We start from the raw sequence: 17,738 nt of genomic DNA, 5'->3' as shown, positions 1-17,738 counted from the left end.
TCAGGTTTAACAATTAGTTAATAGCACTCATGCAAAAGGTATAAGTTTAGTCGGCACCACTCTCATGAGCTACTGGGCTTGGGGTATCTCCCAGAAGCTGCTGCCAAAGTGCAATAACACCTTGCCGATATTCATGAAAGGAATCGCCGGTAACTACACCAGACTGATTTTGTAACACCAGCCGATGAGCCGCAGAACGATAAGCCTTGTAAGCCTCGCGGAGCAGGTTAGCAGATTCAGGTGCTAACAGACCTGCTTTTTCCAACTCTTCCAGAATCCGAATATTATCGGTATAGGTAAGTAAGTCAGAATATTGGTGCGACCAAGCCAGGACCATATATTGCACCATAAATTCAATGTCTACGATACCTCCATAATCGTGTTTAAGATTAAATTTTGTCTCAGCCAACCAGGCAGCATCACTCCTCCCACCATTCGTTTCTTTTGTTGCCAGGTTATCGCGCATTTTCTTTCGCATTGAAATCACTTCAGCTTTGAGTTTTTCCTGGTCTCGTGCTTGACTCAACACCTGCGCCCGAACCTCACTAAATTGACCCGTTAGCTGAGGAGATCCAGCCACTACTCTTGCTCTGACAAGTGCCTGGTGTTCCCAAGTCCAGGCTTTATCAGCTTGATACTCTGCATAAGCATTAATGGTTGAAACTAATAAACCCGAAGCGCCCGAAGGTCTTAACCGCATATCCACATCATAAAGTTGTCCTGAAGGCGTCTGCGCAGTAAGAATATGGATCATACGCTGGCCAAGCCGCATAAAATAAAGGCTGTTATCGATTTCTTTAGGACCCGAAGAGGACTGGTTATGAGGAGCGTTGTACACAAAGACTAAATCCAGATCTGAGCCATAACTTAGTTCTATACCTGCTAATTTTCCGTAAGCAATAACAATAAACTCAATCTGATCACCCTCTATTCCACCTGGATGACCATATCGACTTTGCACATAATGCAAAGCAATATACAACACATGCTCCAACACAGCCTCAGCGATCCAGGTTAAATAATCGCTTACCTTCATTAATGGCAGTGTGCCTGCCACTTCAGAAGCTGCCACTCTCAACACATGCGCCATGCGAAAGTAACGTAGTGTTTCCATCTGCAGCTCAATATCATCCTCTGGCACTCTGGCTAATTGCTGCCGAAGCTCGTCAGCCAACTTTTCTTTATCAGGTGGCGAATAAAGTGACCCCACATCTAAAAACTCATCCAGCAGCATTGGATAACGAGCAATGGTATCGGCAATCCAAGGAGTAGCAGCACATAATTTTAACAACTGCTGAAGTGCCACAGGGTTTTCAATTAACAGTAATATATATGCTGTCCGCCTTAGGACACGCTCCACCAGAGGTAAAACTCTTAGTAACGTATTGCTGGGATCACTTTGGTGAATAGCTGCAGCAAGTAATATTGGCATAAAGGCGTCTAACCTTTGTCGACCTTTACGTTGCATCATTCGCACTGACTTATCACTTGCCAGTTGCTGTAAACGTTGAAGAATCGTTTCAGGGTGCTGAAACTGGTGGGCTATCAACTGCTGTGTCGCTTCATTTTCACTTAGCTGCCCCTGCCACAGCGACTGCCAACAGGACAATACTGCATTGGAAGCATGCTCTTCGGTAGGCTCAGCGACCATTTGTGAAAAGTGGTAGCTGACTTTTTTACGGTGTTCTTCCAAGGTTTGAGCTAACAGGCTCCAGTCAGCAAACCCTAAACTCCAGGCTAACCTACACTGCTGAGTTTTATCTTTTGGCAAGTCTTGTGTTTGCTGGTCTGCCCATGCTTGCAAAGCATGCTCTAATTTGCGTAAAAAGTGGTAAGCACTTTCAAGCTCTTGAGTCGCGGCAAGAGGAAGATAGCCCTGACCCGCTAGCACATTGAGTAATTTAAAGACTGACTTTTGCTGTAGTGCAGGGTCTCGACCACCATGAATTAACTGAAATGCCTGAACAATAAACTCAACCTCACGAATACCTCCAGGCCCCAACTTAATATTGTGTTGACGGCCTTTGCGCACCACCTCGCGACTAATCATTTGCTTCATTTCTCGCAGCGCATTAACTGCACTAAAATCGACATAGCGCCTGAATACGAAGGGTTTCAACCTGGCAAGCAAGTCTGCTCCTGCTTTTTTGTCGCCGCCAACAACTCGCGCCTTGATCATGGCAAAGCGCTCCCAGTCACGGCCCTGGTCCTGATAGTACTGTTCCATTGCATCAAAATTTAAAACCAGCGCCCCACTTTGACCATATGGGCGTAACCGCATATCTACACGAAAAGCAAAACCATCTTTTGTATTAGCATCCAATGCATTAATTAATTTTTGGCCAAGCCGAACAAAAAACTCCTGATTACTGATAGCCTTTTGCTTTCCTTCAGTGTGCCCTGCTTGGGGATATGCAAATATCAAGTCGATATCCGAGGACAGGTTCAACTCCCCTGCCCCCAATTTTCCCATACCCAAGATAACCATATGCGGTGGTTTACCCTCTTTACCTCCTTGTTGCCAAGCGGGTGTTCCCCACTGCGCAGAGAAGTACTGGTAATACCATTGATAACTGGCATCAATGCACTCTTCTGCAAGCTCCGTTAAAGCAGCAGTTGTCTCGATAAGGGTTGCTTTATTTGTTAAATCACGCCAAATGATGCCTACCATTGCTCTGTGACGAAACTGCCGTACAGCTTCCATCACTAAATCTTCACGATCAATATCAGCCAGGGTTAAAGCTAATGTTGACGTTACCGGATCAGTGACTGTCTGGTTATGGGTATCGTATTCCTGCGCCAGTGCCAAAAGCCAATCAGGGTGATGACAACATTGCTGAGCAACATAACTGCTCCCTCCCCACACAGTCACCAAATCGGCCCAAAAACTGTCTGGCAATCTATCCAAGTCATTGCAAACTGTGTTATTGTCGCGGCAATTTTGTACAAACTGCTCCCAGTAAAAAGTCACTAATGAGCTAATCTCCTGGGGACAATCGCTTAATGGCAATGATTGCATTGCTAATCCTTATTGACTCAAACTTGACAGATGAGAAGGTACAACCTAAAGGTTTTGAACAGTTTTTAGCCTTACATTTTTTGTAGCTTTACTACATAAACTCAGCCTGAAAGACCCCAAATTGGATCAATATGTAGTATTACTACATAAAAAAGATTAAAATCGTAATAATCTTTTCAATTCTTAGATAATCAAGCGCTAACAACCTTGTAGCTATAATCATTATACGCCTGATCCCAAGGCTTCTAAGACCTGGAGCAATATAAATGATGCAAAATGATGTGGATCCTATTGAAACCCAAGAGTGGCTCGAAGCGCTAGAGTCTGTACTCGAAAAAGAGGGGGAAGATCGTGCGCATTATTTACTGACTCGCCTAGCCCGTTATGCGAGCCGTAAAGGAACTCAACTTCCATACGCCATTACAACACCTTACCGCAATACGATTCCTTCTTCTCGTGAAGCACGCATGCCAGGCGACTTATTTATGGAACGCCGCATCCGTTCGTTGGTGCGTTGGAATGCGATGGCGATGGTAATGCGAGCAAACATGAGTCCAGATGATCTTGGTGGACATATCTCCAGCTTTGCATCCAGCGCAACTTTGTATGACATTGGCTTTAACTACTTTTTTAAAGGTCCCAACGATGAAGATGATGGCGACCTGATTTACTTCCAAGGCCATACTGCCCCAGGCATCTATTCACGTGCATTCTTAGAAGGCCGGATCACAGCACAACAGCTTGATAACTTCCGCCGTGAAGTGGATGGCAATGGTTTATCATCTTATCCACACCCTTGGTTGATGCCTGACTTTTGGCAATTCCCAACCGTTTCTATGGGTCTAGGTCCTCTGCAAGCTATTTACCAAGCTCACTTCATGAAGTACTTGGAAAACCGGGAAATGGCTAAGGCGGGCAACCGCAAAGTCTGGGCATTCTTAGGCGATGGTGAAATGGATGAGCCTGAATCTATGGGTGCCATTGGCATGGCCGGTCGCGAGAAGCTGGACAACCTTATTTTTGTTGTTAACTGTAACCTGCAACGCCTAGATGGTCCGGTTCGTGGTAATGGCAAAATTATCCAGGAACTTGAAGGCCAGTTCCGCGGTGCTGGCTGGAATGTGATAAAAGTAGTTTGGGGTCGTCATTGGGATCCTCTGTTTGCCCAAGACGATCATGGTTTATTACAGCAACGTATGGATGAGTGCGTTGATGGAGACTACCAAAACTATAAAGCTAAAGGTGGTTCTTATACTCGTGAGCACTTCTTTGGTAAACACGCTGAAACACTGAAAATGGTTGAGCACTTGTCAGATGACGATATCTACAAGCTCAACCGTGGTGGTCATGACCCTTACAAGGTTTACGCTGCTTACCATGCGGCGGTTAACCATACTGGTCAGCCAACCGTTATCCTTGCTAAGACCGTTAAAGGTTATGAAACTGGTAGTGGTATGGCGGCTAATACTACACACTCACTGAAAAAGCTGAAGCTAGATGAGCTGAAAGCATTCCGTGACCGCTTTGATATCCCTATCAAAGATGATGAACTTGAAAACGTACCATACTACTGCCCTGATGCCGACAGTCCAGAAATGGTCTACATGCGCAAACGCCGTGAATCGCTGGGCGGTTATATCCCACAACGCCGAACCAAGAGCTCTTCATTGCCCACCCCTGAACTAAAAGCCTTTGAGCAAGTGACTAAAGGTAGTGGTGAGCGTGAAATTTCAACGACCATGGCCTTTGTCCGTATCCTGAGCGTTTTAGTTAAAGACAAGGCCATTGGCAAGCATGTGGTGCCTATTGTTCCTGATGAAGCCCGCACCTTTGGTATGGAAGGTATGTTCCGCCAGTTGGGTATTTACTCTTCTGCAGGACAGCTCTATGAGCCAATGGATTCTGACCAGGTTATGTTCTACAAAGAGGACAAAAAAGGTCAGATTCTACAAGAAGGTATTAACGAAGCTGGCGCACATTCAGCGTGGGTTGCTGCCGCAACAGCCTACAGCTTCAACAATGTACCCATGATTCCGTTCTATGCATTTTACTCTATGTTCGGATTCCAGCGGACAGGTGACCTGGCTTGGGCGTCTGGTGATATTCAGGCTCGAGGCTTCCTGATTGGTGCTACTTCAGGCCGGACAACATTGAATGGTGAAGGCTTACAGCACCAAGATGGCCACAGTCATATTTTGGCTTCCACTATTCCAAACTGTATTAGCTATGACCCAACTTATGGCTACGAGCTTGCTGTGATTGTTCGTGATGGTATTCGTCGAATGTATACCGAACAGGAAAATGTGTTCTATTACATCACCACCATGAATGAGAACTACCAGCACCCTGCCCTGCCTGAAGATCCTGCAGTGATTGATGGTATTCTGAAAGGTCTATACTGCCTCGAAGAAAACTCACGTAAGGCTAAGCTAAAAGTTCAGCTCATGGGCTGTGGCACTATTCTGCAAGAAGTACGTGCAGCAGCAGAACTGTTGAAAAAAGACTTTAAGGTTGAGTCTGACATTTGGAGCGCGACCAGCTTCAATGAGCTGCGTCGTGAAGCTCTAGAAGTCAAGCGCTGGAACCAGATGCACCCAGAGTCTGAAGCCAAAGTGCCTTATGTGACTAACTGCTTCGCAAACCGTCAAGGCCCTGTTGTTGCGGCTACAGACTACATGAAGCTTTATGCTGATCAGGTTCGCGAGTTCATTCCTTCACGTTATGTGGTATTAGGTACTGATGGCTTTGGCCGTAGTGACTCTCGTAAAAAGCTGCGTGAATTCTTTGAAGTAGATCGTTACTTCATCACTATCGCTGCCTTAAATGCACTGAAAGAAGAAGGGCTTATTGAAGCCAGCGTGGTTACCAAGGCAATGCAGAAGTACGGCATTGACCCTGAAAAAGTGAACCCCGTTAAGTGCTAATCCTTCAGTCAAAGAATAATTAAGGTAACACGCAAATGACAGACGAGATTATTAAAGTACCCGATATCGGTGGCAGTGATGACGTCGAAATCATTGAAATTTCCGTCAGTGTGGGCAGTGACGTTGCTGAAGAAGAGTCACTGCTTGTATTAGAGTCAGATAAAGCCACAATGGAAATCCCCTGCCCCAAGGCTGGCCAAATCAAAGAAATCTTGGTCAAGGTTGGGGACAAAGTTTCTGAAGGCGATGAAATTTTAGTTCTAAGCACTGCTATTGGTGGTGCTCAAGCTGAAGCACCTAGTCAGCCTGTAGCAGAAGAGCCTGCCAATGAACCTACTGTAGAAGAAGCGTCAGCACCCGCTGCAGAAGCCTCTACTGAAACTGCAGTAGAAACCATCAAGGTTCCTGACATTGGTAGCGATGATGTCCCCGTCATTGAAATCTGTGTCAATGTCGGTGATGAAGTTGCCGAAGAAGACTCTCTGGTTGTTCTTGAGTCAGATAAAGCCACGATGGAAGTACCTGCCCCCAAAGCAGGTGTCGTGAAAAAAATTCTGCTTAAGGTCGATGATAAAGTCTCTATAGGTGATGCGATCCTGGAGCTTGAGACTAAAGGTTCTGCCAAACCTGCTACACCTTCATCTCAGCCTCAGCAAAAAACAACAGCAACACCTGCAGCAAGTGCTCCAACCACAGCCAAGTCGCCAGCACCCGCTCAAGCAGCTAGCACAGCTTCAGCTCAACTGCAGGAGCCTAGCAAGCGTATTCATGCTGGACCAGCTGTACGCAAGTTAGCCCGTGAGTTTGGTGTTGATTTAGCATTGGTAAGAGGCTCTGGCCCACGTGGACGTATTCTAAAAGAAGACGTCCAGCAGTATGTCAGTGAGCAGTTAAATAAACCTAAAGCAGCACCTGCTGCAGAAGGTATGGGCGCAATTCCTGCTGTTCCAGCTATTGACTTCAGCCAGTTTGGCCCAGTTCGTGAAGAGCCACTAACACGCTTGCGTAAAGTGGGAGCCTTCAACTTACATCGCTCTTGGCTGAATGTTCCTCATGTAACACAGTTTGAAGAAGCCGATATCACTGAGCTGGAAACATTCCGTAAAGCGCAAAAAGAAAAAGGCGTTAAAATGACGCCACTGCCTTTTATCATTAAGGCCTGTGTTCATGCTCTAAAAGCCATTCCTCAGTTTAATGCTTCACTCAACCCAACAGGTGATGCATTAATCATGAAAGATTACTTCCACATTGGGTTTGCCGTAGATACACCTGATGGCTTATTGGTACCCGTGATTCGTGATGCCGATAAGAAGAGTTTGACACAACTTGCGCAGGAAACTGTTGAGTTAGCAGCAAAAGCGAAAGATAAAAAACTCAGCCCAGCAGAAATGCAAGGCGCATGTTTTACCATTTCAAGCCTTGGCAGTATCGGTGGAACAGCATTTACGCCAATCGTAAATACACCAGAAGTTGGTATTCTCGGTGTCTCCAAAGCGAGCATGAAGCCGGTCTGGAACGGTAAAGAGTTTTTGCCACGCTTAATGTTACCACTGTGTTTATCCTACGATCACAGAGCTATTAATGGTGCAGATGCAGCACGTTTTGCTGCTGTTCTGGCAGCTGCACTTGGCGATATTAGAGAACTACTGCTTTAGTACTCATCACGCCTTAAGAGTCAAAAAAAGCCCATCAGTTGATGGGCTTTTTTTATAGTATTTTATGTTTAAAAACACGACTGAAGACTTAAATAGTTATTTCCAACTCCAACGCTGGTAATCCTGACCCCAATCATACCACATACCAACTTTAGCACCCTGCCTGTATCCATAAACTGTTAGTGCTCGATCTGCCAAGCTGTCATTCACTAATGCATCACCATTAAGCGTCCATTTTTGACTATTGCTGCCAGCGCATTTTTCCATAGCAACAGAGCCACCACTTCCACTACTATCTGTCACTGTCAGACACGAGTCTTTATAACGCTTAGACTTCATTGTTCCATCATTACCCAGCATCCACTGTTGGCCATCAGCTTTACTACACTCATTAGCCAGTGGTGTTTTTGAGTCCTGTACATCAAGACAGAAACCGATAGCGGAGTAAAACTGTTTGTACTCACCTTGATCGTCCCCATCGCCATCATCACCAGCGCTCTTGGCCATTTCAACTAAGAATGCTGTCGCTAATTGAGCAAATTTTAATGCGTGGTTTGCGTTATTGCCCGACTTATCAAGGGTGTCATTGGCCGTATGAATATAACGATTACTTTGCTGCATGGGAGCTTCAAATGGCATACTCGCAGCGTACCCCTGACGGTGCCAGGAAGCATGATCAGAGCAAGCATAACCACAACGCATTGTGGTATACGTATATTGAGAAAGATACTGGCTAATTAGCCGCTTTAAAAATTCATTTTGTGCTGAATTGGTATAATCCGTTACCAATGCATAGTCATAAGATGATCCCTGGTAATTGGTCATATCAAGTTGCATAACCCCAACCACATTTGCTCCCTGACCTTTCATATCTTCAGCGATATCATCCGAGCCTAGCAGGCCTACCTCTTCAGCAGCATAAGCCATAAACTTGATGGTTCGCTTTGGCTTATAGTTATTTGCCATCATTACTTTGATTACATCTGTAATAGTGGCAATCCCCGAAGCATTATCATCGGCACCAGGTGCTCGTGCTCTCAATTTATCACTGACGTTATGGTTGATAGAGTCCATGTGTCCACCAATAACCACCACTTCATCAGTACTCCCGTCACCTTGTAAGGTCATAATCACAGAAGGCTGTTTCCATCTACTGTGTTGATATAACTCCACCTTGGTATCGGCTCGCCCATTGGTTAAACGTTCCCAGGTATTTTTAATCCAGCCAGAGGCATCTTTGCCTGTATCACTTTGATAATAGCGGTTATGAAAGTTAGCCATGCCATCAATTGTCGTACGAATATCACTCTCTTGTAACTGTGGTAGAAAAGCATTCACTACTTTTTGTTGGTCTATTGTGTAGTCAATGGTTACTAATGATTCTGTCTTATTCGCAATCATCTCATTAGCTGACTTAACGGCATCAGCATAAGAATCATGCACCATAAAACCACCACAACGCTTATATTTGGCATGCATATAATACGAAATCAAATCAAGATGAGCGGGATCAAGCTGTGTTACCGCAACATCAGTCTGAGCCAAACTAGAAATTGTGTATTTAGGAAGCTGGTTACCCATAAGTTGCTGTATTCCAGCATAAGCATCTGAGCCCATTGTAACCCAAAGCTTCTGCTTCTCATCGGCAATTGTGTTGCCCACGCTCAGGCTTGAAGTCACAAGGCTACCCGTTAAAACCAACGAAGTAATTATCCCTGCCGTAACCTTTTTGATTTTCATATAAAATTCCCTGTAAAGAGTGACATCCTTGTATTTTTAGCTTTGAGCTATCCACCTCTATCAGCAAATATTTTTTTGGCGCGACTGTCAAGTAAAGAAATCGACTTTTAAATCATCAACTAAAATAGCAAGAATTAATTAACTAATCGTGATATCAGATTTTCTCCTAAGACACTACCGAAAATTGCTCATAGCAAAAAACTCAACCTATAAAATCCGACAACAGCTTAAGCTTTTTAACATATTTTTAAATAAAAAATTACACCAAATATTTCTACAATCACCAATAAATATTTTATAAAACAAACAATGACAAACCAATAGTTAAAAACTAACAAACGAATTCAACAGCATAAAAATATATCACTAACACGATACAGTTAATTATCACACCGTAACATTCAGTTTTATATATCAAAAAATTTTTAATTAAGCAGGCAGGAAATAATTGAAGAAATATAATAATCAAAAGGTATTAAGGGTTAAGAAGAAGAAACTTTTATTTTTTAATCTGTTTGTGCAAGCCGTGTAGAGTCAGACTTTTCTTTATCTTTAGATCTATCCACAAGGTCATTAAGAACTTGTGTTTCATTAATCATAGTACCATAACCCGTCTCATTATTGATTCTGACAGAGTAAACAGCTTTTTTAGTAGAAATCGTGATATACGTTTCGTGACTTCCTTTAGTCACTAAAATACTTTCACCGGGTTGACGGTTAAGTAAACGCCCAGACCAAACCTGCATATTATTGCGTTGGTTATGGGTAGAAAACAGCTCCGCTAGAAGCACTTTGTCTAATCCAGGTACTTTAAGCTGTAAAACCTGACCAAGGTTTAGTGTCGCTAGCACCTGACGATTTGCCTGTAGCTTTAGCAAAGGCACTCCATCTTCAACTTTTGAGGGAACAGGGTCAACAGACCAAATCGATTCACCCATAACCTCCATTGCCTGCTCGTCATTAATTACCGAAACAAGTTCCGCATGACTAGTCTCAGTATTTAAAGACTTTGAGCTTGCAACTGCAGCAGCAGTTTCTTTGATATATAGTGTATTTTGATTTTGCTCTGACACGTTAATGGAAGTCAGCGCCACAAATGTGCTACATGCCAGTGATAACAATCCAGAACAGCCAAAAAAGAATACCTTCATGCATCGATCCCTAGATAAAAAATAATGATTACTCATTATCAGGCTGAAAATTGTATGATTTCATAGAATAAATTGCACATATTTCAATTAAGTACTTAGCGCCAAATCAATTAAGTTGTGTGAAGTTTATAGGTTAACCTCTATTGTGGTTGTGAAAAAACACACATTCTGTTGCTAATTTATTACTTTTTGTATACCGTGTTGATACATATCACAAATAAAATCAAACTTTTGTCTTATTTCTGAATATTTTTTGTGCAGCTTAAGCTACCTATCACCTGTTACAAGGTTCATCAGCGCTTATCAAATATTAAGAGCTTCTCTAGCTCTGGACTCGAAAAGACATAAAAAAACAGGTGCCTAAGCACCTGTTTTTTTGAACGTCACTAGCAAATGCAAATTTATACTACTGAACGCGATTCACCTTAACATCATCCAGATAGTACTCAGTACCAGCAGATGGTCCGACAATCATCATATAGGTACTACGCAAGTTGTAGGCAGGTGCAGTAAAAGTACCTTCAATATCGTACCATTGTCCCTTGTTTACTTTCTTCGCAGACACAGTTTCCCACTTACGATAACCATTACTATTTACATAAGTCAGAACCACTTCAACATTCTCAGTATTCTTCAAGCTATAGCCTAGTCTTAATTTAGCCTGCATTTTAAAACGTTTGCTTGGCTCAATAATACCATGCAAGTTCAGTGCTGGACCGCTATATTGAGACGATCTGTTAAATGCAATTAAACTGCGATAACCAGATGTTGAGTACTGCCATGAATTAGTCGCATAACTACCATAACCAAACCAGTTACCCGCACCACGCTCAAAGTTTTCATCAAGCACAAAGCTGATAACAGGTTTTGGTGTTTCCTTAACTTTTGGCTGCTCAACCTTCTTCAATAAAACTTCATCAAGATAAAAGTCTGTACCCGCACCTGGTCCATAAGCTAAAACTCTTACAGAGTAGATTGTGCCTCTTGATTTAATTTTAAACTTGCCAGATAGTTTAGAAAGTGTATTAGCCGCCAACGACTTATTTGCAACATAGTGGTAATAAGTACCACGACTATCAGAGACTTGAATGGCTAAACTACCAGTACTTCTAGAACGATAGTTACCACTTAAGCCCATCTTAGCAGAAAGAGTATACTCAACACCCGATTCAACCTTTGCCGTTATATCTTGCACCGCACCGCTATAAAAGTAATTACGGTTGCTCACTAAAGCAATATAATCTCTTCCGCAGTCACGCGTTGTATAAACTGTACTAATGCTTTCAGACTGGGTGTAAGACTCCCATGCACCACTCTCATTGAAGTCACCATCATCAAGTAAGTTACCATCTAAGCTGTCTTTTTCACAAACAGAAATCGGCTTAGGTTTTGGCTTAGGATTAGGCTTTGACTTTGGTGTTTCTGGAGTATCTGTTTTGGGGGTTTCAGGCTCAGAGGTTGTTCCATCGTCAGTTGGTGTAGATGTATCAACAACCTTCGTTGCCATAAAGTTAGCAACTTTATCCCCCATCTTATTCAAATGCTTAGCCGCATCTGCACTGCCATGAACACCACATGAGTCGTTATCACAGTTATAAATTGCAGGGTTAGAAATATATGGCACTGTCTTAGCACTACCAAAAACATGTGGGTAAGCCATGATCGTTGCAAAGCGGTTATACTGGCCATAGCCACGTGCCGATTTGTCTACCCGATAGCTTTCTGAGTTATAATCATCTTGTTCTTTTGAGTGCCCAGCACCTGCATTATGCATTGACTCATGTAAAAACGTTCTGTTACCACACTCTACACCGACCAAATTGTAGGCATTAGCGCTAGCATTTGAATAAAACGTATTATTATAACCACCTGGCACATACCCTATACCACAAGTGTAGTATACAGAATTTCCTTTAACTACTTCTTCACGAAGGTTAACCAGCGTGACAATATCTGCCCCATACTTCTTCCTTAAATTAGCAACTTCACTGTTTTCAGCAAATGCTGCCAGAGAGCTACTATTTACTTTACCATAACGACTAATATTACGAGGATTAAATAACTGCTTGTGAACAAGACGATACTTCAAATTAACATTACTGCGCTTAAATGTTTCATTTGAATAATTAATATAAGACGCTATTTGGGCATCAATATCACCGGCTACTACATAATCAACAGCATCTTGAGTATAAAGCACCATGATATCAACAACATTTTCACCAGCTTGTGCTGACACAGCAAAGCAGCTCGCTAGTGATAGCACTAACGCTTTTTTTCTAAATAAAAAACTCATTGCAGGGCTCCCGGAATGGCTCTTCAATTCAATTTAAATGTTATTTTGGTTGTGGTTTAAGTAAATCATCTTTAACGGGAATCGCATCGACATGTTTTGGGTTTTGTCGTTGCGCAATCTCATCTTCACTTGTTGCGCGCCCTTTGCCCGTTTTCTTATCAACGACAATAGTCTGATTACCGTAACGAGTAGCTAAACTTATAATTGTGGTACGCTCGCCTTCTGTAACCAACATACTTTCTGTGTTATCGCCATCAACAATCTCACCTTTCCAGACCATTTCCCCCATATCACCGTTATAGGTCTCGACTAACTTGGCTGATACTGAATGGTCATGCGTTACCTGCATTGTTACAACACCATCAATAGCAAACGAAGACAGCACTGCAGGATCGGCTTGAATTGCATAAGTTTCCTTATTTTCAATATCAGTATCTAACAACTGCCAAAGTTGATGTTGCCCTTTAGTTAAGTCCACGGCTTTTTTTGAAGCTGGTGGTTCAGGGAATACCTCTTCTGTAACTACTACTTTTGGATTATTTTCTGATAGCTTTTTACTTTGCTGTGAAGCTTGACTTTCAGCCTGTTCAGTACTGACTTTTGATACGTCAGAAGCTGTACTTTTAACTTCTGCTTTATCTGTGGACTCTGAACACCCCACTAAATAAAAAGAAAATAGCGAGACGCCTAATACCGACAATGTCGTACGCATCAGGTTAGTGTAATTCACGTAAATTTCTCCAAGAAATGAGACTGTCTGACAACGTTGTACTACGATGACTCCTTACAAAATAGCACCAAAGTGCTGCGACATACCTTGTCACACCCTCAACGTTAAATAAGACAGAATAAGTATATTATTTGGGGGAATGCTTTTTAGCGAACAGGTTCACACTTTTCCAGTTTAAGGTGAACGTCCAGGAGGATTATGAGTCTAGTTCAGGTTGAAGCGTAATATCTGAAAGATAAATGGCTTTAAAAAAATGGTACTATTCTAGGCTGAATACAATGAAGAGCAGCAAATAAGCATAAAAACAAAATGGACCTAAAGTACAAATACAAGGATTTGCTAATACTTATTATTTGACATTATGAATGCACTACTTTGACTTTAGCAAAACCACTTTATGGAACAACTACAGAAGAAACTTCAGAGGGTGTTTCAGATGTATGTAAATAAGGTGATAGCATAAACGCTGCGCAAACACCCACAAAAATCAAGGCACAGGCTTTTATTAGATTTTTATCAACCATTATGGCTAAACCCCAGTACTTTCTTTATCGACTTACTTTACTGCTTACTCATTTGTTAATAGAGCAGTGATCTAATGTTGCCCTGATATACTTCCAGCCTACTGAGTGCATGTAGTAACGCCCAGCTTATCAAAAGGTTAACTTAGTAATTCAAGCTAAACCTATCCATGCTTTTTAATCCCTTATCGCAGGTGAAAGTATAAGTTTCTCCACGTTGAATATAAATGAACTTACTCACAGTGGCATTTAAGATGATGCTCTTTTCGACATTAATGCGATAGGTTTCTCAATTTAAGTGGTGGTTTATAACTGTACTGCCGAAAGCAAATGTGACCTAGACCTCAATACCATCTGGAAAGAATTAAAAAAGCGGGCACGATGTACCCGCTATCTAATTATCTTAAAAAGGTCACTACTCTTCAGAGTTTAGTTTTAAATTGATGTCATCAATAAAGAGTGAAGCAGAAGGTTCAGGTCCAAAGATATACAAGTTTGCATATTTCACGACGCCTTTGGGCGCAAATTTCAAGGCGGTTGTAATTTCTGACCAAGCACCACCCGCTGCAAGCTTTTCTGTTGTTAAACGCTGCCAATGATATCCATCTTCATCCACATAAAAGAGCTGAATATCAATATTCTCTTCTGCTTTAGCATCCTTACCCAAGCTTGCAGCCAAAGATAAAGTATAAGCTTTATCAGCCTCAATTAGCCCTTTCAAGTTAATCGATGGTCCTGAGTACCAGTGGCTACGATCAGATGACATTAAAGACCACTGACCACCGTGTGCAAAATCTGCTTTTCGTACCAGTTCACCCGACCCAAAGGCTGGCTTCCAACCATGGTCATTTTCCTCAAATGAGTGCTCAAGTAAGGGTGGATTTTTGGGAGGTTCTGGTGTCTCACTGGAAGATTTTGAGATCTTAATTTCATCAACTATTAAGTCACGCTGACCTTTAGGTCCAAAAATTAGCAATTTAACTTTTTCTACCTTACCTAGCGCTTGCAAAGAAAACGTCTCTTTAATCGAAGTCATTTCGCTAGTGGTAATAGACTTAATTGACAGGTATTGATAGTAGTAAGCACCAAGGTCATTTTTAATAAGCAGTGCAACTAAACCAAAGTCTCGATTTTCTTTACCGTCATCACCCACTTTCAAGCCAAGTTTAGCTGTTAGGGTATATTTTTGGTCTGCTTCGAGCTTTCCTGTTAAGTCTTGAATCACACCGTCATAGTATTGCTTACGATTAGTGATATGTAACAAGTTATCACGTCCACAGTCACGCTTAACAGTATGCTCCTTTAACTGGGTAGCACTTGTGTAAAAAGGCTGCCATTTATCTACGCTATTAAAATCAGGCTGTAAAATCAGGTTATCTTTTTCTAAATCTGGCTTCTTACAAACCGTATCAGGAGTATCTCCATCTCCTGGTTTATCTCCATCTCCTGGTTTATCTCCATCTCCTGGTTTATCTCCATCTCCTGGTTTGTCTCCAGGAGGTGTACTACCATCATCAACTTTTGTTGGCATATAAGCCGCAATTTGAGCAGCCACTTGCTTCATATTCGACACTGCATCAGCGCCACTTTCACTCTCTTTATCAATACCGCAGGCTTGATCCTTGCATTTTTTTAAGGACGGGGCCGACATCATGGCAACCTGTGGGGCATCACCATATGCACTTGAGTAAGCCATAACCGTGGTAAACAACCCTTCTTGTCCATGTCCTCTAGCCCATGGGTACATTCCACCTTTTGAGTTTTGCCGAGCTGAGTGGCCTAGTGAAAAGTTATGGCCAATCGCATGCACCAAAGCACTATCACCACAGGAGTCTCCAAAAACATTAAAGGCTAAATTACCAGAGGTTTCCTTTAGCTTTCCGTTTTCACCTTTGGGCATCCAAGATACAATGCACTTATCCCCTGTACGTGCCGTTATAAAACTGACGATATCAGCTCCCTTTTCTTGACGTAACTTGGAAACTTTACTGTCGTCTGTCAGTTTCTTAAGTGTTTCCTGATCAATTTTTCCATAGTCTTTACTTAATGCTTCAGAGTGCACCAAGCGTAGCGTTAAATTAAGCTCACTATTTTTATATACTGTATTTGCATACTCTACCCAAGATGCCATTTTTGCTTTTATATCTGTGTTTTCTGCTACTTCTGGGGAATACAACAGCATGACATCAACTGTTTCAGCCACTACGGATGCAGACATAATTGAGGCCGTTAAGAAGCTAAGCCCCATTAACGATCGTTTTATTTGGCTTGCCATTTCTTCTTTTCTCCTACATACAACCCTAAAACGCGGTATAGGCTACTTTGTGTTATAAAAATTTTTTTATTAGCCATTATCTTTTTGAGGAGGCGTAATAGGCACTTCTGGGGCAGGCAATGCATCATTAAAGTTTGTAATGGTACGCAAGCGATCTGTTTCACTGACCACTGTACTTCTGCCTGTTTTGTTATCAATGCGAGTGGTGTAAACCCCCTGCTCTGTTGAAACTGTTACATAGGTTTCGATTTCTCCACGAGTAACAATGACATTCTCAACATTACTTCCATTCTCAATTTTTCCTTTAAAAACATGTACATCATCAAGCTGATTATGTGTTGAAGTAAGTTGTGCTTTATACGATTGATTCAAATGGGGAATTTCAAACTCTAAGGTTTGTCCCATCTGTAAGCTGGAAACAATAGTCGGATCAACTTGCACATTGTAAGCTGTAACACCGCCATCCTCAGATGTTGGATTACCATCATCAACTTTCCACATATTGATCACTTCATTTGGATCTACTTCTGCTAGCTGAGGACCTGGCTCAGGCAAAGGAATATCTTTTTGGCTAGCAACGGCTGCATCTTCTGCTGGTTGAGTTGATGGAGTAGATACTGTATCTGAACCAACAGAAGCCACAGGTTGTGCTTTATCTCCTGCAGTACTACTAACAGGTTGCACGCTAGCGGCTGGTTTTGTCTTTAGTGCAGGCGTCAAAACCACAGCAGCACAAACACCGACCAGTAATGCACCAGCACCTATAATTATTTTCGAGTTTTTCATAAAAACGGTACCCCTTAAGAAGCAAACAACAGCTCTTGGTAAACAAGTTCAGGAAACACTTCTTCGGAGTATAAAGAGGGCTTATTATGCTTTATGCGATATCTTGCACAATAAAATAAAAGACACATCAGTAATTGTATATGTTGTAGATATGTTCACGCCGCTTAAGCGACGGTAATCATTTACTGTAAGACAGATGATTCAACGGCGAGTATATATTTCAATATTGTAAGTTTAGATAAAAGCGTGAAAGGTTATACAGTAACGAGGGCCTGTCATTAACGACCCTGTAAATATTTCTGTGTATCCGCCCAGTTTTAAATATAGGGTTTAAGTCTATCTTCAAACTCAATCATAAATCGATTGAGCGCGGCTTTCCAGTTTCGAATCGGCATTGTCCACTTTTTTGATGCATCTTGAATCGCTAAGAAAATAACTTTTCTTGCCGCATCATCCGTTGGAAACAGTTTACGCTTTTTAATCGCTTTTCGGATGACGCTGTTGAGTGATTCAATGGCATTCGTCGTATAAATCGCTCTTCGAATGTCATCAGGGTAGTTGAACAGTGTCCTTAAGTTTTCCCAGTGCTGTTGCCAAGAGCGACTAATTTGCGGGTATTTATGATCCCACTGCGCTCCAAA

General features: G+C 42.1%; 10 protein-coding genes. 2 read left to right on the top strand and 8 right to left on the bottom strand.

The genetic code is table 11. The annotated features are described in order from the left end of the window. Positions 1-46 precede the first annotated feature (46 nt). Entirely contained in the window at positions 47-3,019 is a 2,973-nt protein-coding gene (glnE, locus tag F607_RS29335; RefSeq protein ID WP_051311356.1) for a bifunctional [glutamate--ammonia ligase]-adenylyl-L-tyrosine phosphorylase/[glutamate--ammonia-ligase] adenylyltransferase, read from the bottom strand. A 269-nt stretch (positions 3,020-3,288) separates the two neighbouring features. On the opposite strand from glnE, the gene aceE reads away from it, so the two are divergent. Continuing rightward, entirely contained in the window at positions 3,289-5,943 is a 2,655-nt protein-coding gene (gene aceE, locus F607_RS0111510; protein WP_157365440.1) for a pyruvate dehydrogenase (acetyl-transferring), homodimeric type, read from the top strand. Positions 5,944-5,978: 35 nt separating this feature from the next. Next, complete coding sequence (gene aceF, locus F607_RS0111505) at positions 5,979-7,598, top strand: dihydrolipoyllysine-residue acetyltransferase (protein ID WP_027708205.1); 1,620 nt, start codon at positions 5,979-5,981, stop codon at positions 7,596-7,598. A 96-nt stretch (positions 7,599-7,694) separates the two neighbouring features. Here the strand turns inward: aceF and F607_RS29330 are convergent, their stop codons facing one another. From F607_RS29330 to F607_RS29320, 7 genes are all read right to left on the bottom strand, one after another. Continuing rightward, entirely contained in the window at positions 7,695-9,338 is a 1,644-nt protein-coding gene (locus tag F607_RS29330; protein ID WP_051311354.1) for a M20/M25/M40 family metallo-hydrolase, read from the bottom strand. A 506-nt stretch (positions 9,339-9,844) separates the two neighbouring features. Further along, complete coding sequence (locus F607_RS32775) at positions 9,845-10,489, bottom strand: hypothetical protein (RefSeq protein WP_051311352.1); 645 nt, start codon at positions 10,487-10,489, stop codon at positions 9,845-9,847. Between the two features lie 406 nt (positions 10,490-10,895). Then, positions 10,896-12,785, bottom strand: coding sequence for a biofilm-associated metzincin protease Mep72 (gene mep72, locus F607_RS0111490; RefSeq protein ID WP_027708204.1), 1,890 nt, complete (start codon positions 12,783-12,785; stop codon positions 10,896-10,898). Between the two features lie 40 nt (positions 12,786-12,825). Further along, complete coding sequence (gene bamI / locus F607_RS0111485) at positions 12,826-13,515, bottom strand: biofilm-associated metzincin protease inhibitor BamI (protein WP_157365437.1); 690 nt, start codon at positions 13,513-13,515, stop codon at positions 12,826-12,828. A gap of 936 nt (positions 13,516-14,451) precedes the next feature. After that, a complete protein-coding gene (mep72, locus tag F607_RS0111475) occupies positions 14,452-16,311 on the bottom strand; it encodes a biofilm-associated metzincin protease Mep72 (protein WP_027708202.1) in 1,860 nt (619 codons plus the stop codon). Positions 16,312-16,380: 69 nt separating this feature from the next. Then, positions 16,381-17,097, bottom strand: coding sequence for a biofilm-associated metzincin protease inhibitor BamI (gene bamI, locus F607_RS0111470; protein WP_027708201.1), 717 nt, complete (start codon positions 17,095-17,097; stop codon positions 16,381-16,383). Positions 17,098-17,414: 317 nt separating this feature from the next. Beyond that, positions 17,415-17,738, bottom strand: a 324-nt coding sequence (locus tag F607_RS29320; RefSeq protein ID WP_038291108.1) for a transposase, incomplete at its 5' end; no start/stop codon positions are given.

This window comes from Zooshikella ganghwensis DSM 15267 (assembly GCF_000428585.1).
In the GTDB taxonomy this organism is placed as follows: domain Bacteria; phylum Pseudomonadota; class Gammaproteobacteria; order Pseudomonadales; family Zooshikellaceae; genus Zooshikella; species Zooshikella ganghwensis.
The sequence above is the reverse complement of the archived record's forward strand: the minus strand, read 5'-3'. Positions and strand labels throughout refer to the sequence as shown.